The sequence below is a fragment of the Burkholderia sp. Ac-20345 genome, from assembly GCF_017104825.1.
In the GTDB taxonomy this organism is placed as follows: domain Bacteria; phylum Pseudomonadota; class Gammaproteobacteria; order Burkholderiales; family Burkholderiaceae; genus Burkholderia; species Burkholderia lata_B.
Window position 1 is genome coordinate 1 of the sequence record NZ_JAAGPO010000211.1, and the last position, 17232, is coordinate 17232.

The 17232-nt window shown below is 66.7% G+C and carries 20 protein-coding genes; 11 read left to right on the plus strand and 9 right to left on the minus strand.

The genetic code is table 11. The annotated features are described in order from the left end of the window. Window positions 1-437: aminopeptidase P family N-terminal domain-containing protein (locus tag G3O06_RS40125; protein WP_205819410.1), on the minus strand; the 437-nt coding region annotated here is incomplete at its 3' end. Between the two features lie 18 nt (window positions 438-455). Further along, window positions 456-710 carry a hypothetical protein gene (locus G3O06_RS40130; RefSeq protein WP_205819411.1) on the minus strand — a complete coding sequence of 85 codons (255 nt, stop codon included), beginning with the start codon at window positions 708-710 and terminating at the stop codon, window positions 456-458. A gap of 171 nt (window positions 711-881) precedes the next feature. Between G3O06_RS40130 and G3O06_RS40135 the strand changes: the two genes are divergently transcribed. The 7 genes from G3O06_RS40135 (at window position 882) to G3O06_RS40165 (ending at window position 6975) form a co-directional block, all read left to right on the plus strand. Further along, window positions 882-1643, plus strand: coding sequence for a response regulator transcription factor (locus G3O06_RS40135; protein ID WP_174917391.1), 762 nt, complete (start codon window positions 882-884; stop codon window positions 1641-1643). 26 nt (window positions 1644-1669) lie between these two features. Next, window positions 1670-2968 carry a glutamyl-tRNA reductase gene (gene hemA / locus G3O06_RS40140; RefSeq protein WP_174917392.1) on the plus strand — a complete coding sequence of 433 codons (1299 nt, stop codon included), beginning with the start codon at window positions 1670-1672 and terminating at the stop codon, window positions 2966-2968. Between the two features lie 82 nt (window positions 2969-3050). Further along, window positions 3051-4133, plus strand: coding sequence for a peptide chain release factor 1 (gene prfA, locus G3O06_RS40145; RefSeq protein ID WP_174917393.1), 1083 nt, complete (start codon window positions 3051-3053; stop codon window positions 4131-4133). Window positions 4134-4140: 7 nt separating this feature from the next. Then, window positions 4141-4983 (plus strand): peptide chain release factor N(5)-glutamine methyltransferase, encoded by an 843-nt coding sequence (prmC, locus tag G3O06_RS40150; RefSeq protein WP_205819412.1) that lies wholly within the window; start codon window positions 4141-4143, stop codon window positions 4981-4983. Between the two features lie 67 nt (window positions 4984-5050). After that, window positions 5051-5362 carry a Grx4 family monothiol glutaredoxin gene (gene grxD / locus G3O06_RS40155; protein WP_011883132.1) on the plus strand — a complete coding sequence of 104 codons (312 nt, stop codon included), beginning with the start codon at window positions 5051-5053 and terminating at the stop codon, window positions 5360-5362. 14 nt (window positions 5363-5376) lie between these two features. Next, window positions 5377-5973: a UbiX family flavin prenyltransferase gene (locus G3O06_RS40160; RefSeq protein WP_048251007.1), complete on the plus strand. Its 597-nt coding sequence runs from the start codon at window positions 5377-5379 to the stop codon at window positions 5971-5973. Between the two features lie 210 nt (window positions 5974-6183). Further along, window positions 6184-6975 (plus strand): class III extradiol ring-cleavage dioxygenase, encoded by a 792-nt coding sequence (locus G3O06_RS40165; RefSeq protein WP_174917395.1) that lies wholly within the window; start codon window positions 6184-6186, stop codon window positions 6973-6975. A 112-nt stretch (window positions 6976-7087) separates the two neighbouring features. On the opposite strand, the gene G3O06_RS40170 is transcribed toward G3O06_RS40165, so the two are convergent. Beyond that, window positions 7088-8686, minus strand: coding sequence for an APC family permease (locus tag G3O06_RS40170; RefSeq protein ID WP_174917396.1), 1599 nt, complete (start codon window positions 8684-8686; stop codon window positions 7088-7090). Window positions 8687-9106: 420 nt separating this feature from the next. On the opposite strand from G3O06_RS40170, the gene G3O06_RS40175 reads away from it, so the two are divergent. After that, window positions 9107-9310: a cold-shock protein gene (locus G3O06_RS40175; RefSeq protein WP_006477070.1), complete on the plus strand. Its 204-nt coding sequence runs from the start codon at window positions 9107-9109 to the stop codon at window positions 9308-9310. Between the two features lie 98 nt (window positions 9311-9408). Here the strand turns inward: G3O06_RS40175 and G3O06_RS40180 are convergent, their stop codons facing one another. The 3 genes from G3O06_RS40180 to G3O06_RS40190 form a co-directional block, all read right to left on the minus strand. Beyond that, window positions 9409-10659 carry an Hsp70 family protein gene (locus G3O06_RS40180; RefSeq protein WP_205819413.1) on the minus strand — a complete coding sequence of 417 codons (1251 nt, stop codon included), beginning with the start codon at window positions 10657-10659 and terminating at the stop codon, window positions 9409-9411. 187 nt (window positions 10660-10846) lie between these two features. Further along, window positions 10847-11452 (minus strand): nitroreductase family protein, encoded by a 606-nt coding sequence (locus tag G3O06_RS40185; RefSeq protein WP_174917398.1) that lies wholly within the window; start codon window positions 11450-11452, stop codon window positions 10847-10849. A 164-nt stretch (window positions 11453-11616) separates the two neighbouring features. Beyond that, a complete protein-coding gene (locus G3O06_RS40190) occupies window positions 11617-12900 on the minus strand; it encodes an MFS transporter (protein ID WP_205819414.1) in 1284 nt (427 codons plus the stop codon). Between the two features lie 219 nt (window positions 12901-13119). Between G3O06_RS40190 and G3O06_RS40195 the strand changes: the two genes are divergently transcribed. Further along, complete coding sequence (locus G3O06_RS40195) at window positions 13120-13740, plus strand: TetR/AcrR family transcriptional regulator (protein ID WP_205819418.1); 621 nt, start codon at window positions 13120-13122, stop codon at window positions 13738-13740. A 55-nt stretch (window positions 13741-13795) separates the two neighbouring features. After that, window positions 13796-14368, plus strand: coding sequence for a DUF1415 domain-containing protein (locus G3O06_RS40200; RefSeq protein ID WP_205819415.1), 573 nt, complete (start codon window positions 13796-13798; stop codon window positions 14366-14368). A gap of 55 nt (window positions 14369-14423) precedes the next feature. Here the strand turns inward: G3O06_RS40200 and G3O06_RS40205 are convergent, their stop codons facing one another. The 3 genes from G3O06_RS40205 to G3O06_RS40215 all read right to left on the minus strand — a co-directional run bounded on the left by G3O06_RS40205 (window position 14424) and on the right by G3O06_RS40215 (window position 16999). Beyond that, a complete protein-coding gene (locus G3O06_RS40205) occupies window positions 14424-15314 on the minus strand; it encodes an SAM-dependent methyltransferase (protein WP_174987563.1) in 891 nt (296 codons plus the stop codon). Window positions 15315-15403: 89 nt separating this feature from the next. Continuing rightward, window positions 15404-16537 carry a class I SAM-dependent methyltransferase gene (locus G3O06_RS40210; protein WP_205819416.1) on the minus strand — a complete coding sequence of 378 codons (1134 nt, stop codon included), beginning with the start codon at window positions 16535-16537 and terminating at the stop codon, window positions 15404-15406. 129 nt (window positions 16538-16666) lie between these two features. After that, the gene (locus G3O06_RS40215; protein WP_174917403.1) at window positions 16667-16999 is read right to left on the minus strand and encodes a YegP family protein; all 333 of its coding nucleotides are present in this window, start codon (window positions 16997-16999) and stop codon (window positions 16667-16669) included. On the opposite strand from G3O06_RS40215, the gene G3O06_RS40220 reads away from it, so the two are divergent. Then, window positions 16980-17232 (plus strand): hypothetical protein (locus G3O06_RS40220; RefSeq protein WP_205819417.1); only part of this gene is annotated, 253 nt, incomplete at its 3' end. The genes G3O06_RS40215 and G3O06_RS40220 overlap by 20 nt on opposite strands.

Below are 17232 nucleotides of genomic sequence, written 5' to 3' on the forward strand. Positions count from 1 at the left end.
CGCAGCGCGATGCCGCGCGCGTTCAGCGCGCCCGTCAGCCCGCGTGCGGCCGCGACGCCAAGCACGGCGCCGTCGACGCCGACCGTCATACCCGCCGCCACGTTCTGCGCGAGCCAGTCGACGTGCGGCGCGCTCTGCTGCCCGCCCGTCATCTTCATCAGCTGCACGCCCGTACCGGCCAGTTCGGCGTCGGCCTGCACCCAGTAGCGGCTGTCGACCCACAGCCCCGCGAAATCCGCGGTCACGACCAGCGTGCCGACCGAGCCCGTGAAGCCGGACAGCCAGCGGCGAGCCTGCCAGCGCTCCGGCAGATACTCGGACAGATGGGGATCGGCGGACGGCACGAGATAGGCGGCCAGGTCCTCGCGGGCCATGGCACCACGCAGCAGCGCGAGGCGGGCCGGCACCGGCGAGACTTCGGGAAGACGGGAATTCATGATTTCACCTGAGAGCATTCAGCGACGGGCCGACAGCGCGACCGTCACGGCTACGACGAGGAACGCGACACCGGTGCAGACCGGCCATTCGAGCGTCTCGCCATCGTAAAACAGTCCAGAGAGATTGCCGGCCACGCGGGCTGTGGCCGCGCCGACGATGCCGGCGAGCACCGCGATCCACCACGCCGGCCGGCCCGTGCGCCGCATCGGATGCAGCCATCGGCCGAACAGCCCGACGGCCGCTCCCAGGACAAGGATTCCAAACCAGTTCATTCGACGCCTTCTATAAATTCAGATTCGTCCCATAGGCGTGAACGTTGCCAGCGGCTAGCATCGATTCATCCATCGAACCCGAGACCAGCCGGGTGCCGCGAACATTCGAGTGTAGGGGCCGACTTGACGTTATGGCAAGCGCGCACCGGCTGCCGTATTGAAGAAATTCTTATGCGAATCGCTCTGATCGATCCGGACGCGCGCCATGCCGCGCTCCTGAACCGCCTGCTCTTTGCAGGCGGTCATGTGTGCCACACGTTTCCGTCCAGCACGGCGTTCTTCGAGTGGCTCGCCACCGACACCTGCGACATGCTGATCACCGGCCACTGGGCCGGCGACCAGCCGGCCGAGGAAGTCATTCCGCGCGCGCAGACCATCCTGCCCGGGCTGCCGGCCATCGCCGTGATGCAGTTGCCGCGCGAAAGCGAAATCGTATCGTGCCTGCACGCAGGTGCCGACGATTGCCTCGTGCGCCCCGTGAGCGGGCCCGAGCTGCTCGCGCGCGTCAACGCGCTGAGCCGGCGCGCCGGCGTGCGCCGGCCGCCCACCCGCTCGCGCGAAATGTATGGCGAATACGCATTCGACGCCACGCACTGCCTCGTGCGTTTCGGCGACGCAATCGTTTCACTCACGCCGAAGGAGTTCCGTTTCGCGCAGTTGCTGTTCGCGAACCTGTCGCGGCCCGTGTCGCGCGCCCATATTCTCGAAACGGTGTGGGCGCGCCGCCGCGACATGAAGTCGCGCACGCTCGACACCCACGCGTCCCGGCTGCGCAGCAAGCTGCATCTCCTTCCGGAGCGCGGCTACCGGCTGCTGCCGCTCTACGGCTACGGCTATCAGCTCGACCGCGTGCCGATCGAGCCCCCAAATTCCCGGCCCCGCCATGCTGATGCCCGGTATGCAGCGAGTGAGGAAATCGCTGAAACGCTATAATATGGGGCTAAACGATAGCCCTCGATATGCAACTCCTCACGATCGGAATCAATCACCACACTGCGCCTGTCGCCCTGCGCGAACGCGTGGCGTTTCCGCTCGAGCAGATCAAGCCGGCTCTCGTCACGTTCAAGAACGTGTTTCTCGGCCCCCAGGCGCCCAATACGCCCGAAGCGGCGATCCTCTCCACCTGCAACCGCACCGAACTGTATTGCGCGACAGACGATCGCGCAGCACGCGAAGGCGCGGTCCGCTGGCTGTCGGAGTATCACCGGATTTCGGTCGACGAGCTCGCGCCGCACGTCTATGCGCTGCCGCAGTCGGAAGCGGTCCGGCACGCATTCCGCGTCGCCTCCGGCCTCGATTCGATGGTGCTCGGCGAAACCCAGATCCTGGGCCAGATGAAGGATGCCGTGCGCACCGCGACGGAAGCCGGCGCGCTCGGCACCTATCTGAACCAGCTGTTCCAGCGCACGTTCGCGGTGGCGAAGGAAGTGCGCGGAACGACCGAAATCGGCACGCAGTCAGTGTCGATGGCCGCCGCCGCGGTGCGCCTCGCGCAACGGATCTTCGAAAAAGTGTCCGATCAGCGCGTGCTGTTCATCGGCGCCGGCGAGATGATCGAGTTGTGCGCGACGCACTTCGCCGCGCAAGGTCCGCGCGAACTCGTCGTCGCGAACCGCACGGCCGAACGCGGCCAGCGGCTCGCCGAGCGCTTCAACGGCCGCGCGATGCCGCTCGCGGATCTGCCGACCCGCATGCACGAATTCGACATCATCGTGTCGTGCACGGCGTCGACGCTGCCGATCATCGGCCTCGGCGCCGTCGAGCGCGCGGTGAAGGCGCGCCGCCACCGGCCGATCTTCATGGTCGACCTCGCGGTACCGCGCGACATCGAACCCGAAGTCGGCAAGCTGAAGGACGTGTTCCTCTACACCGTCGACGATCTCGGCGCGATCGTGCGCGAAGGCAACGCATCGCGCCAGGCTGCGGTCGCGCAGGCCGAAGCGATCATCGAGACGCGCGTGCAGAATTTCATGCAATGGCTCGACACGCGCAGCGTCGTGCCGGTGATCCGTCACATGCATACGCAGGCCGACGCGCTGCGCCGGGCCGAAGTCGACAAGGCGCAGAAGCTGCTCGCGCGCGGCGACGATCCGGCCGCCGTGCTCGAAGCGCTGTCGCAGGCGCTGACCAACAAGCTGATCCACGGCCCGACGAGCGCGCTCAACCGCGTGAACGGCGCCGATCGCGATTCGCTGATCGACCTGATGCGCGGCTTCTACCAGCACGCACCGCGCTCGAACGACCAGTCCGGCCACTAGCGCCGGCCGATCGCCCTGCCGCCGGCCGCGCGCCGGCCTATCCTTTCCGAATACCCCTTGCCCGGGAGCGCCGCTCCACACCATGAAGACGAGCATGCAACGCAAGCTCGACCAGCTGTCCACACGGCTGGCCGAACTGAACGACCTGCTGAGCCGCGAAAACGTCACGGCCGACCTCGACCAGTACCGCAAGCTCACGCGTGAACATGCGGAACTCGGCCCGGTGGTCGAGCAGTACGCGCTGTGGCGCCAGTCGCGCAGCGACGAGACGGCAGCGCAGGAGCTGCTCGGCGATCTGTCGATGCGCGACTTCGCGGAAGACGAAATCCGCAGCGCGCGAGAGAGCATGAGCCGCCTCGAGACCGAGCTGCAGAAGATGCTGCTGCCGAAGGATCCGAACGACGACCGCAACATCTTCGTCGAGATCCGCGCGGGCACCGGCGGCGACGAATCGGCGCTGTTCGCAGGCGACCTGCTGCGCATGTACCTGCGCTTCGCGGAACGCCAGCGCTGGCAGGTCGAAATGATGTCGGAGAGCGCGTCCGATCTCGGCGGCTACAAGGAAGTGATCGTGCGGATCGCGGGCCAGGGTGCGTATTCGCGCCTGAAGTTCGAATCGGGCGGCCATCGCGTGCAGCGCGTGCCCGCGACCGAAACGCAGGGGCGCATCCACACGTCCGCGTGCACGGTCGCGGTGATGCCGGAAGCCGACGAGATCAGCGAGGTCGAGATCAATCCGGCCGATCTGCGGATCGACACGTTCCGTGCGTCCGGCGCAGGCGGCCAGCACATCAACAAGACCGATTCGGCGGTGCGCGTCACGCACATCCCGACCGGGATCGTCGTCGAGTGCCAGGACGACCGCTCGCAGCACAAGAACAAGGATCGCGCGCTGAAGGTGCTCGCCGCGCGCATCAAGGACAAGCAGTATCACGAGCAGCACGCGAAGGAAGCTGCGACGCGCAAGAGCCTGATCGGCTCCGGCGACCGCTCGGAACGGATCCGCACGTACAACTTCCCGCAGGGCCGGATGACCGACCACCGGATCAACCTGACGCTGTACCGGCTCGAGGCGCTCATGGACGGCGACCTCGACGAACTGATCCGCGCGCTGGTCAGCGAGCACCAGGCCGAACTGCTCGCGTCGCTCGGCGATGCCGACTGAGGCCGCGATGCCCGACACGACCGCCGACGACCTGCTGCGCGCATCCCCGCTCGACGCGGTCGATGCGCGCGTGCTGCTCGCGCACGCACTCGGCTGGACCCGCACGCAGCTGATCACACGCGGCGACGCGCCGCTCGACGCGGCCGCGGTCGAACGCTACCGCGTGCTCGAGGCGCGCCGCATGGCCGGCGAGCCCGTCGCACAGCTCGTCGGGATGCGCGAATTCTTCGGCCGGCCGTTCGACGTGACGCCCGACGTGCTGATCCCGCGCCCCGAGACCGAGCTGCTCGTCGAAGCCGCACTCGATGCGATCGACGGACTGCCTCATCCGGCCGTGCTCGATCTCGGCACCGGTAGCGGCGCGATCGCCGTGTCGATCGCCGCCGAGCGGCCCGATGCCCGCGTGTGGGCGCTCGACCGTTCGCCGGCCGCACTCGCGGTCGCTCAACGCAACGCCGGCAAGCTGCTCGACACGCACCGTCCCGGTGGCGCGCTGCACTGGCTGGAGAGCGACTGGTACGCGGCACTCGATCCGGCGCTCGCATTCGACACGATCGTCAGCAACCCGCCGTATATCGCGCAGCACGATCCGCACCTCGCGCAGGGCGACCTGCGTTTCGAGCCGCGCGGCGCACTCACCGACGATGCCGACGGCCTCAGCGCGATCCGCACGATCGTCGCGGGCGCCGGCACCTACCTGAAACCGGGCGGCACGCTCTGGATCGAGCATGGCTACGACCAGGCCGAGGCCGTGCGCGCGGTGCTCGCCTCGCACGGCTTCGTCTCGGTCGAATCGCTCGCCGATCTGGCCGCCATCGAACGCACGACAGGCGGCCGCCTGCCGGGTTGATGCCCGGCCCGCCCGGTTGAAATCCGCTATCATTTCGATCTAACGCCCCGCTAACGCAAGGTCAGTCATGGACACCCAACAACGTATCAAGCAAATCGTCGACGAAAACCAGGTCGTGCTCTTCATGAAGGGCAACGCGCAATTCCCGATGTGCGGCTTTTCGGGCCGCGCCGTCCAGGTGCTGAAAGCCTGCGGCGTCGACCAGTTCAAGACGGTCAACGTGCTCGAAGACGACGAGATCCGCCAGGGCATCAAGGAATTCTCGAACTGGCCGACCATCCCGCAACTCTACGTGAAGGGCGAATTCATCGGCGGCTCGGACATCATGATGGAGATGTACCAGTCGGGCGAACTGCAGCAACTGTTCGCCGCCGCGTAATACGCCCCCTTTCGATGGCATCTCCCAGCGCGCCGCCACGCCGGCTGATCGTCGCGATCACCGGCGCCACCGGCGCGATCTACGGCGTCCGGCTGCTCGACCTGCTGCGCGCCGCCGGCGGCGTCGAAACGCACCTGCTGATTTCGAACGCCGGCTGGCTCAACATCCAGCACGAACTGAAGCTGTCGAAGGCCGATGTCGAAAGCCGTGCGGACGTCGTGCATTCGGTGCGCGACGTCGGCGCGACGATCGCGTCGGGGTCGTTCGCGACCGACGGGATGGTGATCGCGCCCTGCTCGATGAAGACGCTCGCGAGCGTCGCGCACGGGCTGTCCGACAACCTGATCACGCGCGCGGCCGACGTCACGTTGAAGGAACGCCGCCGCCTCGTGCTGATGGTGCGCGAAACGCCGTTCAACCTCGCGCATCTGCGCAACATGACGGCCGTCACCGAAATGGGCGGCATCGTCTTCCCGCCGCTACCCGCGTTCTACGCGATGCCGAAGACGATCGAGGAACTCGTCGATCAGACCGTCACGCGCGTGCTCGACCTGTTCGCGCTCAGCGCACCGCTGACAACGCCGTGGGCCGGCATCCGGCACGCTCAGTAAGCGCACTTCCGCAGGCCCGTTCTTCGCGCATCTTCGCCGATTACACTGCAAATTCATTCGATTTCACGAATACAGTACTAACGTGCCACAGAGCGCGCCGCGTCGCCCGAATTATCAACAAACAAGCGTCAATCAAATTCCTCAGCGCGGATTTATCAATATCCGGTGCGCGCCTATAGTCACAGGCAAATCCCTTTGCAGGCCACCACCATGAACCGCTTGCCTTCGCTCTACCTGTCCCACGGCGCCCCGACGCTGCCGATCGACCCGACGCTGCCGTCCGGCGCGTTCACCCACCTTGGCGCCGAATTGCCGCGCCCGCGCGCGGTGCTGATGCTGTCCGCGCACTGGGGCACGCAGCGCCCCGTCGCCAGCGTCGCCGCGCATCCGGAAACGATCCACGATTTCTACGGCTTTCCGCAGGCGCTGTACGACATCCGCTACCCGGCGCCGGGCGCGCCCGACGTCGCCGAGCGCGCGGCCGGGCTGCTGAATGCGGCCGGCATCGAGACCGCGACGACCGAGCACGGCCTCGACCACGGCGCATGGGTACCGATGCTGCTGATGTTCCCGGAAGCCGATGTGCCGGTGGCGCAATTGTCGATCCAGCCGCGCGCGGATGCCGCCCACCACTTCGCGCTCGGCCGCGCGCTGCGACCGCTGCGCGACGAAGGCGTGATGGTGATCGGCTCGGGCCAGATCACGCACAACCTGCGCGCCGCCGATTTCAGTGCGGCCCCCGAGGATGCGGATCCGCGCGTCGCGGAATTCACCGACTGGTTCGAGGCGAAGCTGGCCGCGCGCGACGTCGACGCGTTGCTCGACTACCGCCGGCAGGCGCCGCACGCGGCGCTGATGCATCCGACCGACGAACACCTGCTGCCGGTGTTCACGGCGCTCGGCGCGGCGGACGACGACTACCAGCTCGGTATCCAGTCGCTCGGCACGTACCAGCGTGTGCTCGCGATGACGAACTACGTATTCGCGAGCACGGCCGCCTGAGCGGCGCGCGGCTACCGTTCGACCGCTAAACAAAAAGCCCGCCCGAGCATCGCTCGGGCGGGTTTTTTTCCGCTGCTTGCTGCCGCCGCCGAATCCGGCGACAGGTCACGCGTCAGGCACCGATCCCTTCGAGGATCTCGTCGTGCGATTCACGCTCGTCGAGATACTTGGTCCGGTAGCCGGTATTCACGCCCCAGAAGTAGAACACCAGCGCGATGGCCGCGACGATCAGCATGTCCCAGCCGTACGGCAGCACGCCGTGGCCGCCGAACTCCTTGCTGCCGATCAGCGACAGCACGGCCATCGTCGGCAGGTACGCGACCAGCCACCATGCGGCCTTCAGGTCGTCACCCCAGCCGGTCCAGCCCGACTTCGACTGGAAGTAGAAGTACACCGGCAGCGCGACGATCATCAGCAGGATGATCTCGCCCGTCAGCGGCCACTTCGCCCAGTACAGGATCAGCGATGCGCAGACGAATGCGAACGGGGCGATCAGCTTCATCAGCGGAATCGACAGCGGACGCTCGATGTCGGTCGCCGCGCGGCGCAGCGCCATCAGGCTGATCGGGCCGGTCAGGTACGAAATCACCGTCGCGACCGAGATCACCGCCGCGAGCGAGCTCCAGCCGCGGAAGAAGAACAGGAAGATGAACGAAACCATCAGGTTGAACCACATCGCCTGACGCGGCACGCCGTAGAGCGGATGCACATTGCCGAACATCTTCGGCATCGTGTTGTTGCGCTCCATCGCGTAGATCATGCGGGTGGTCGTCGCCATGTAGGTCGTGCCGGTGCCGCTCGGGCTGACGAACGCGTCGACGTACAGCAGGATCGCGAGCCAGTTCAGGTTCAGCGCGATCGCCAGTTCGGCGAACGGCGACTTGAAGTTGAAGTGCGACCAGCCCTGCGCGACGTCGGCCGGATTCACCGAACCGATATACGCCATCTGCAGCAGCACGTAGATCACGAGCGCGATCAGGATCGACGTGATCACCGCGAACGGCACGCTGCGCGACGGGTTACGCGCCTCGCCCGCGAGGTTCACCGGGCTCTGGAAGCCGTTGAACGCGAACACGATGCCGCTCGTCGCGACCGCGGTCAGCACCGCCGACCAGCCGTACGGCGCAAAGCTTGCATTGGATGCGGTGCCGAGGTTCTCCGGATGGTAGCTCGTCAGCATCAGGCCGAGGATCGTGAGGCCGGGGATCAGGAACTTGAAGATCGTGATCGCGGTGTTCGCACGGGCAAACGCCTTCACGCCCCAGTAGTTCAGCATGAAGTAGATGACGACCAGCACGGCCGACAGCAGCAGGCCTGGTACTGTCAACTCGCCGTTCACGAATAGCGCGTGCGCCCACGGATACGGCCACGTGCTCATGTACTGGATCGAAGCCTCGGCCTCGATCGGGATCACGGATACGATCGCGATCCAGTTCGCCCAGGCGCTGATGAAGCCGACCAGTGAACCATGCGAGTAGCGCGCGTAGCGCACCATGCCGCCCGACTCGGGGAACATCGCGCCCAGTTCCGCATACGTCAGTGCAATTGCGAGAATCACGACAGCGCCGATGATCCACGCGCAGATCGCCGCCGGACCGGCAATCTTCGCGGCCTTCCAGGCGCCGAACAGCCAGCCCGAGCCGATAATCGAACCCAGCCCCGTCAGCATCAATGCAAACGGGCCGATGTTCCGTTGAATAGAACTCTTCACATCCTCTCCTGTGTCTCAAAAAGCATGGTCGGCCCGCGGTCCGGGATCGGCTCGGACTGCACCGCGCACGCAATTTTGGGGGGGCGAGCCACCCGATCAGGGCAACCCGTCCACGCGGCGCGTAGTTTAACGGTTGCACCTGAAACGTGGCGCCAAAATCGTTCGGCCCCTACAAAAAATTCGCATCGTTTGCAAGCTTTGTAAACCTGATCTCCGCAATAACCCTGAGTCCACGGAAATACGGTTGACCACGCGGGGGATAAGCCGTATAAAGGACTTCGCAGGATTTCAAGTGGCGAGTGAATTGGTTCTTTCGTAGTTCGCCCATCAACGGTACTCCGGTTGGTCCTATTACCCCTTCCTTGATTTTCCGCACCCCATGGGCTTCGGCCCCGTTTTATCTTTTTAGGAACAAGTAACATGGCAACCGGTACCGTCAAGTGGTTCAATGACGCAAAGGGCTTCGGCTTCATCACCCCGGAAGGCGGCGGCGACGATCTGTTCGCGCACTTCTCGGAAATCCGCGTCGAAGGCTTCAAGACGCTGCAAGAAAACCAGAAGGTTGAATTCGAAGTGAAGACGGGCCCGAAGGGTCTGCAAGCTGCGAACATCCGTCCGGTCTAAGCTTGGCGCGATAATTCGTGAAAAAAGCCCCGCTTCGGCGGGGCTTTTTGTTTTTCGGCGCCGGTTGTCCGGCATGGCGGCTTTTCAACCGCCCGTATTCAACCGAATAATCGCTGCGCGTGAATACCGAGCCCCGTCGCGACACTCGCGAGGCGGTCGCCGAACACCGGCTGTGCATCCGGGAACGCACCCGCGAGCGCGCCCGACAGGAACGCGAGCCCCGTCGAGCCGCCGGTGAAATACAGCGCGCCGACGTCGCGCGGCGCAACGCCCGCGAGCCGCACCGTCTCGCGCGCAGCATCGACGATGCGCGCGGTGTCGTCATGGCTCGCATCGACGAGGCGGTCGGCGTCGAACGCGATCTGCAGATCCTCTTCCACGTCGTTCAGGTCGATCATCGTCTCCCCGCCCGCCGCGACGCCGATCTTCGCTTCTTCCGCGCGCGCCATCAGCGCGTGCCCGAGCCGCTGCTCGACCACGCTCGTGAGCCGGTCGTACTGCTGCACCTCCCGGTACAGGTGCTTCATCAGCTTCAGCTCGCCGAGCCGCTTCGGCGTGTAGACCGTGTTGATCAAGTGCCAGGTCGCGAGATCGAAGTAAATCTTGTTCGGCAGCTCGCGCCCTTCAGAGTCGAGCGAACGGTAGCCGAATGCGGGCAGGATCGCTGCAAGCTCGACACGTCGGTCGTAATCGGTGCCCGCGACGTGCACACCGTGATGGGCCAGCACGTCGTCCTTGCGCTCGAGCCGCGCCATCCGTTCAGGCCCGACGCGCACGAGCGAAAAGTCGGACGTGCCGCCGCCGATGTCGGCGACGAGCACGAGGCGCTCCGCCTGCTGGCGCGATTCGTAGTCGAACGCGGCCGCGATCGGTTCGTACTGGAATTGGACATCCTTGAAGCCGACCGACCGCGCGGCGGCCTCGAGCTGGTCCTGGGCGAGGCGGTCGGCGCGCGGATCGTCGTCGACGAAGAACACGGGCCGGCCGAGCACCGCACGACCGATCGGCGCGCCCGCGCGGGCTTCGGCCTTGCGCTTAAGGTGCGTCAGGAAGCGCGCGATGATTTCGGTGTACGCGATCGCGCTGCCGTCGCCGAGATCGGTCGTCGTTTCCGCGAGCGGCGAGCCGAGGATGCTCTTCATCGAGCGCATCAGCCGGCCGTCGAAACCGTCGATATAGGACGCCAGCGCCGCGCGGCCGTATTCGACCGTCTCTTCGTCGTTGTTGAAGAAGATCGCGGTGGGCAGCGTCAGGTGGTCGCCCTCGACGGGCGCGAGGCGCATGCCGTCGCCGTCGGGCAGCGCCACGGCGGAATTGGACGTGCCGAAATCGATCGCGCAGTAAGTCATGGGAAGTTGCCGCAGCAGGGCCGGCGCGAAAACGGAAAGGACGGGCTTTTTAACATGAAGCCCGCGGGATCACAACCGGGGCCAGCCACCGGTGCCGCGTAACGGGCCCCGGCGGCGACGGCGCGCGGGCGGCGCGCCGGGGAGACATGCGGGCGGGATGCGCGATGCGGCCCGTCCGCCAGGCAGGTCAGGCTGCCGCGTCGAAGCCCTTCTTCCATGCGCCCGCATAGACGACCTCGCCGATCGCATGGCGCGTACGCGGCGCCTTCTCGCGATCGCGCAGCACGGGATCGAGCTTGTCGACGTTGCCGTAGTGACCGAGCGAGATGATCGCCGGAATCGCGACGTCGGCCGGGATCGCGAACGCGTCGCGGAATGCCTTCGCGTCGAAGCCGCTCATCTGGTGGGCGGCCAGGCCCAGCGCGTGCGCCTGCAGCACCAGCGACATCGCGGCGGCGCCCGCGTCATACAGCGCGGTCGGCGCCGGTTCGCCCTTCGACGTGAGCGTATGCGCGGTGACTGCAATCAGCACCGGCGCCGGCGCATTCCAGCCCTGGTTGAACGGCACCAACGTCGCGAACGCGCGCTTGAATGCGTCTTCGTCCTGCGTGCGATCGAATACGATGAAGCGCCACGGCTGCGCGTTGTAGGCGGACGGCGCCCAGCGGGCGGCTTCGAGCACCGCGTGCAGATCGCCGGCGCTGACGGGTTCATCCGAATACGCGCGCGGGCTCCAGCGGCCCGCGATCAGATCGTGAATCGAAACGGTGGTGGGAGCAGGTTTGACGGACATGCGGATCCTCGCTGACATCGAAGAAGGGGCGCGAACGCCTGGCGAACCGCAAGCATACCCGCTTGAGCCGATGCGCGCCCGATCCTCCCGCGCTATGCAAATCGCCGTGCATGCATTGGCCGGCCGCCCGCCGCGCGACCGGCGGGGCTGCCGGATTGCCGCGCTCAGGCCGCCTGCGCGGCTGCGCGCGACGGGCCGCGGTTGATCCGCAGCACGATCAGCGCACCGATGATGCACAGCCCGCCCGAGATCATCGACGCGATCGTGTACGTGCCGAGGCTCGCGCGCAGCAGCCCCGCGCCGAGCGCCGCGAACGCCGCGCCGAGCTGGTGGCCGGCGACGATCCAGCCGAACACGACCGGCGCCGCGGCCTTGCCGAACACGTCGGTCGCGAGCCGCACGGTAGGCGGCACGGTCGCGATCCAGTCGAGCCCGTAGAACATCGCGAACAGCGGCAGCCCGAAGAAATCGATCCCGAACGCGTGCGGCAGGTAGATCAGCGACAGCCCGCGCAGCCCGTAGTACCAGAACAGCAACACGCGATTGTCGTAGCGATCGGACAGCCAGCCCGACAACGTCGTGCCGAACAGGTCGAACACGCCCATCGCCGCGAGCAGCGACGCGCCCTGCACTTCCGTCATCCCGTAGTCGCTGCACATCGCGATCAGGTGCGTGCCGACATAACCGTTGGTGCTTGCGCCGCAGATGAAGAAGCTGAAGAACAGCAGCCAGAAATCGCGCGAACGGCTCGCCATCAGCAGCGTACGGAACGCGACCGCGAGCGGGTTCTCCTTCGCCGCCTCGGGCGCGGGCGGCGTATCGGCCGGCTCGCCGTACGGGCGCAGTTGCACGTCGGCCGGCCGTTCGGGCAACAGGAACGCCACGAGCGGAATCACGATCGCAGCCGCGACCGCGACGACAAGGACGACCGGCCGCCAGCCATGACGCTGCGCGATCGCCGCGAGCATCGGCAGGAACACGAGCTGGCCGGTGGCCGTGCTCGCGGTCAGGACCCCCATCACGAGGCCGCGCCGCGCATGGAACCAGCGCGTAACGAAGGTCGCGGACAACGTCAGTGCGACCACGCCCGTCGAGCAGCCGACCATCAGGCCCCAGATCACTACCATCTGCCAGCTCTGCGTCATCATCGACGACAGCGCGACGCCCGCGCTCATCGTCACGAGCGCGGTGAGAATGGTCGGGCGCAGCCCGAAGCGCTGCATCGCCGCGGCCGCGAACGGGCCCGTCAGTCCGTACAGCGCGATATTCACCGAAATCGCCAGCGAAATTGCCGCGCGGCTCCAGCCGAGCTCGCGTTCGAGCGGCACCATCAGCACGCTCGGCGTCGCGCGCGTGCCGGCCGCTGCCAGCAGGATCAGGAATACCACCGCCGCCGCGAGCCATCCGTAGTGGAAGCGCCCGCCAATTCGTGTCACCGCCCAGTTCATCTTTGCGTTCTCCAGTTGGCGGCTCGCGCGCCTGCGCACCCGCTCCGCCCCACCCAGCCAGGCCACCTCCGCCGCACGCTGCATCGGCTGACCCGGGCCGACGCTTGGCATTTGTCTGTCGATCCGGTCGCTTTGTTACCGACCGGTCACAAGTGTGTTGCGATCGTAGTGACCAATCGGTAACATGTCAAGCAATTCAATATGCAGACGAGGGTCATCATGTCGGGCATCGAGATCGCCAAACCGGCGGCGCGCCGCACGCGCCGGCCGATCGACGGCGCCACCGCGCAGGAACACCTGCTGCGCGCCGCCGAGGAGCTGTTTTACAAGGAAGGCGTCCGTACGGTGGGCGTCGAGGCGGTCGTGGAGCGTGCGGGCGTCAACAAGATGAGCCTGTATCGCCAGTTCTCGTCAAAGGACGAGCTGATCCTCGCGTATCTGGAGCGGATGGATGCGTGTTTCTTCGACCGCTTCAATACGAGCGTCGCGAAGCACCCGGGCCAGCCGAAAGCGCAACTGATCCAGTATTTCGTCGATCTCGCCGAGCGCGCGACGCAGAAGGATTACCGCGGCTGCCCGTTCGTCAACGTCGCGGCCGAATTCCCGGATGCGTCGCACCCGGCGCGCGAGCGCGTCGCGCAGAACAAGGAACAGCTGATGAAGCGGCTCGTCGCACTGTGCAATGACGCCGGCGTGCGGCAGCCTCAGGCGCTCGCCGACTCGCTCGCGCTGGTGATCGAAGGCATCTACGCGGCAAGCCAGACCTATCGGCACGGCGAAACGCCGATCGGCGTCGCTCCCGCGCTCGTCACGCAGTTGATCGAGGCCGCATGCGCGTGACGGCACGCCCGCTACAATGCGGCCCTCACCGCCCTTCCGCCCGACTGGCTTCACGATGACCGACACCCGCCCCGAATCGCACGACGACATCCTCGCCGCCACGCGGCACTGGCTCGCGCGCGCGGTGATCGGGCTCAATCTGTGCCCGTTCGCGAAAAGCGTCTATGTGAAGGAACAGGTGCGCTACGCGATCAGCGAAGCGACGACGCTGGAAGACGCGCTCGCCGAACTCGAAACGGAGCTGCGCGCGCTCGACGCCGCGGATCCGCAGCAGGTCGACACGACGCTCGTGATCTTCCCGCATGCGTTCGCCGATTTCATCGACTACAACGATGCGCTGTTCTTTGCCGACCGGCTGGTGCGGCAACTGCGGCTCGACGGCGTGCTGCAGATCGCGAGCTTCCATCCGGACTACCGGTTCGAGGGCAGCGAGCCCGATGACATCGAGAACTACACGAACCGCGCGCCGTATCCGATCCTGCACCTGCTGCGCGAGGACAGCATGGCGCGCGCGGTCGACGCGTTCCCGGACGCGTCCGCGATCTACGAAAGGAATCAGGAAACGCTGCGCCGCCTCGGCCACGACGGCTGGCGCGAATGGATGCGCAGGCCGGGCGACGACGTCTGACGCGGCGTGCAACGTGCGCCACGCGGCGCGGCCGGCACCCGCCGGCCCGCGTCAGTCAGCTAGCGGCCGGTTCGACGGCCTCGCCGCCCGCCGCCGCGGCTTCCGGCACGAAGAAACGTGCGTTCAGCTCGGCAAGCCCGAACATCCCGAGGATCTCGTTCAACCGCTCGCCGGGCCGCCGGCGCGGCAGGTTCTTGTACTGCGCGATGATCAGCTCGTTCTTCATCGAATGCTCCCAGCCGACCAGCTCGGTCACGCTGACCTGGTAGCCATGCGCTTCGAGCTGCAGGCAGCGCAGCACGTTGGTGATCTGGCTGCCGAATTCGCGCGTATGCAGCGGATGCCGCCACACTTCCGTCAGCGCGCTCGCAAGCGACTTGCCCTTGTTCTTGCGCAGCACGCCCGCGACTTCCGCCTGGCAGCACGGCACGAGCACGATGTGCTGCGCGCGCTTCGCGAGCGCGAAGCGGATCGCGTCGTCAGTCGCCGTGTCGCACGCGTGCAGCGCGGTAACGACGTCGACCGTTTCAGGCAGTTTCGGCGACGTGATCGAATCGGCGACCGACAGGTTCAGGAACGACATGCCACCGAACCCGAGCCGCGCGGCGAGTTCGGCCGAACGGGTGACGAGCTCCTCGCGGGTCTCGATCCCGTACACGTGCGACGCGAACGCCGGCGTGCCGTGCCCCGCCTGCTGCTTGAAGAACAGGTCGTACAGGATGAAGCCGAGATACGACTTGCCGGCGCCGTGGTCGACGAGCGTCACGCTGCCACGGTCGGCCTGCACGCCGGCGAGCAGCGGCTCGATGAACTGGAACAGGTGATAGACCTGCTTCAGCTTGCGGCGGCTGTCCTGATTCAGCTTCCCGTCGCGGGTGAGGATGTGCAGTTCCTTCAGCAGCTCGACGGACTGCTCCGGGCGGATTTCGTGGGTCTTGTTCGACATCGTGAAGCGACGCCGGACCACGGTCGGTCGACCACGGCCCGGCGGCGGGAATTCGTGAGGAATGGCGATAGTTTACCGAAAATGCGCGGTCAGGCTCGCGCGCCGAGCCGCCAGAGCGACGTGACCTCGGCCTGGCGTGCCGCGTGCAGCGGATCGTCGGCATCCATCGACTTCGGATGCGCGGGGCGGATGTCGTCGCGGCCGAGCACGACGAGGCCCGCTTCGTCGATCCATTGCAGCAGCGTGTCCCGCGGCCGCAGGCCGAGATACTCGGCGAAATCGGACAGGATCAGCCAGCCCTCGCCACCCGGCTCGAGGTGCCCGGCGAGCCCCGCGAGGAAACCGCGCAGCATGCGGCTGTCCGGATCGTAGACCGCGTATTCGATCGGTGCGCTCGGCCGGGCCGGCACCCACGGCGGGTTGCAGACCACGAGCGGCGCACGGCCGGCCGGAAACAGATCGGCCTCGACGATCTCGACGCGACTCGTGTGGCCAAGCCGTTCGACGTTCTCGCGCGCACAGGCGAGCGCCCGTGCGTCCTGGTCGGTCGCAACGACACGCTCGACGCCGCGCGACGCAAGCACGGCCGCCAGCACGCCGGTGCCCGTGCCGATATCGAACGCGAGCGACGTCGCCGGCAGCGGCGCGCGAGCGACGAGTTCGACGTATTCGCCGCGCACCGGCGAGAACACGCCGTAGTGCGGATGGATCGGCGCGCCGCCGAGTGCCGGGATCGGCACGCCCTTCTTGCGCCATTCGTGCGCACCGACGAGACCGAGCAGTTCGCGCAACGACACGACCGACGGTGCGCCGCCGGGCCCGTACGCCTCTTCGCATGCGGCACGCACGTCAGGCGCGCGGCGCAGCGGGATCGTGTAGTCGGCATCGAGCGGGATCAGCAGCATCCCGAGCGTGCGGGCGCGCTGCGACTGCGCGAGACGATGTAGGTTGAATGCGTCGACGCCGGCCGCGGCTTTCGCCTTCTTCGGCTTGCGCTCGACACGGCGCGCCATCGCCTGCACGAGCTGGCGCGCATTCTGGAAATCACCCTGCCACACGAGCGCGGTGCCCTCGCATGCAAGGCGGTAGGCCGCGTCGGCAGTGAGGCGGTCGTCGGCGGGCACCGCGCGCTTCGGCGGTTGCACGCCGGCTTCGGAGCGCCAGCGCACGGCATGATCGGCGCCGTCGGCGTCGGTCCAGTGGAAAACAGGGAAATCGGTCACGCGTACTCGGTTACGGTTGGCTTCAACGGGCGGCGTCACGCCGCGCGGATCACACCATACCGCGCTTTGCCTGCGCAGCAAAGCGCGGGCAGCGGCCGATGCCGCCGCCCGCGCGATGCTCGCGCGGGTTCAGCTTTCGTCGTCGAGCGCCGCGTCGGGCGCGTTCTGCTTCACCGACGCGATGCCGTTCTCGCGGCCCGCTTCAGCCTTGTACAGCTCGCTCGTGCCGATGATCTCGTGATTGCCGGCCTTCAGGTTGAACATGAACTGGCCATTGCTCGCGGTCTTGCGCTCGTAGCGCGCGTCGTCCGGCGCGTTCTTGCGCACCGACGCGACTCCGTTTTCCGCCGACGCCTTGGTCTTGTACAACTCGCTGCGCAGGATGATCTCGCCGTTGCCGGCCTTCAGGTGGAACAGGAACTGCCCGTCGCTCGCTTTCTTGATGACGAATTTCGCTGCCATGGTGCCCCTCTCGGAAAAGTCGCCCGGCCCTCCGGACTGGAGCAGTCTAAACGCGATCGTGGCGGCGAACGCAAGGCATACGCAATCCGATCGTCAGGAATCGTCATGCGACGCCGCGATTGCGCCGCTTCGTCCGGCATCGCGCCGGTATCGCGCACGCGCCGCCTACCCGCCCCACCCCGGCATCGCGGGCAGGCGCAGCGTGCCCGCGTCGTTGAAGTGCACGGTGCCGA

Bases quoted from the DNA above. Each gene is read 5' to 3' on its own strand.
- G3O06_RS40130 (WP_205819411.1), bottom strand. From the start codon at position 710: ATGAACTGGTTTGGAATCCTTGTCCTGGGAGCGGCCGTCGGGCTGTTC.
- G3O06_RS40135 (WP_174917391.1), top strand. From the start codon at position 882: ATGCGAATCGCTCTGATCGATCCGGACGCGCGCCATGCCGCGCTCCTG.
- hemA (WP_174917392.1), top strand. From the start codon at position 1,670: ATGCAACTCCTCACGATCGGAATCAATCACCACACTGCGCCTGTCGCC.
- prfA (WP_174917393.1), top strand. From the start codon at position 3,051: ATGAAGACGAGCATGCAACGCAAGCTCGACCAGCTGTCCACACGGCTG.
- prmC (WP_205819412.1), top strand. From the start codon at position 4,141: ATGCCCGACACGACCGCCGACGACCTGCTGCGCGCATCCCCGCTCGAC.
- grxD (WP_011883132.1), top strand. From the start codon at position 5,051: ATGGACACCCAACAACGTATCAAGCAAATCGTCGACGAAAACCAGGTC.
- G3O06_RS40160 (WP_048251007.1), top strand. From the start codon at position 5,377: ATGGCATCTCCCAGCGCGCCGCCACGCCGGCTGATCGTCGCGATCACC.
- G3O06_RS40165 (WP_174917395.1), top strand. From the start codon at position 6,184: ATGAACCGCTTGCCTTCGCTCTACCTGTCCCACGGCGCCCCGACGCTG.
- G3O06_RS40175 (WP_006477070.1), top strand. From the start codon at position 9,107: ATGGCAACCGGTACCGTCAAGTGGTTCAATGACGCAAAGGGCTTCGGC.
- G3O06_RS40180 (WP_205819413.1), bottom strand. From the start codon at position 10,659: ATGACTTACTGCGCGATCGATTTCGGCACGTCCAATTCCGCCGTGGCG.
- G3O06_RS40185 (WP_174917398.1), bottom strand. From the start codon at position 11,452: ATGTCCGTCAAACCTGCTCCCACCACCGTTTCGATTCACGATCTGATC.
- G3O06_RS40190 (WP_205819414.1), bottom strand. From the start codon at position 12,900: ATGAACTGGGCGGTGACACGAATTGGCGGGCGCTTCCACTACGGATGG.
- G3O06_RS40195 (WP_205819418.1), top strand. From the start codon at position 13,120: ATGTCGGGCATCGAGATCGCCAAACCGGCGGCGCGCCGCACGCGCCGG.
- G3O06_RS40200 (WP_205819415.1), top strand. From the start codon at position 13,796: ATGACCGACACCCGCCCCGAATCGCACGACGACATCCTCGCCGCCACG.
- G3O06_RS40205 (WP_174987563.1), bottom strand. From the start codon at position 15,314: ATGTCGAACAAGACCCACGAAATCCGCCCGGAGCAGTCCGTCGAGCTG.
- G3O06_RS40215 (WP_174917403.1), bottom strand. From the start codon at position 16,999: ATGGCAGCGAAATTCGTCATCAAGAAAGCGAGCGACGGGCAGTTCCTG.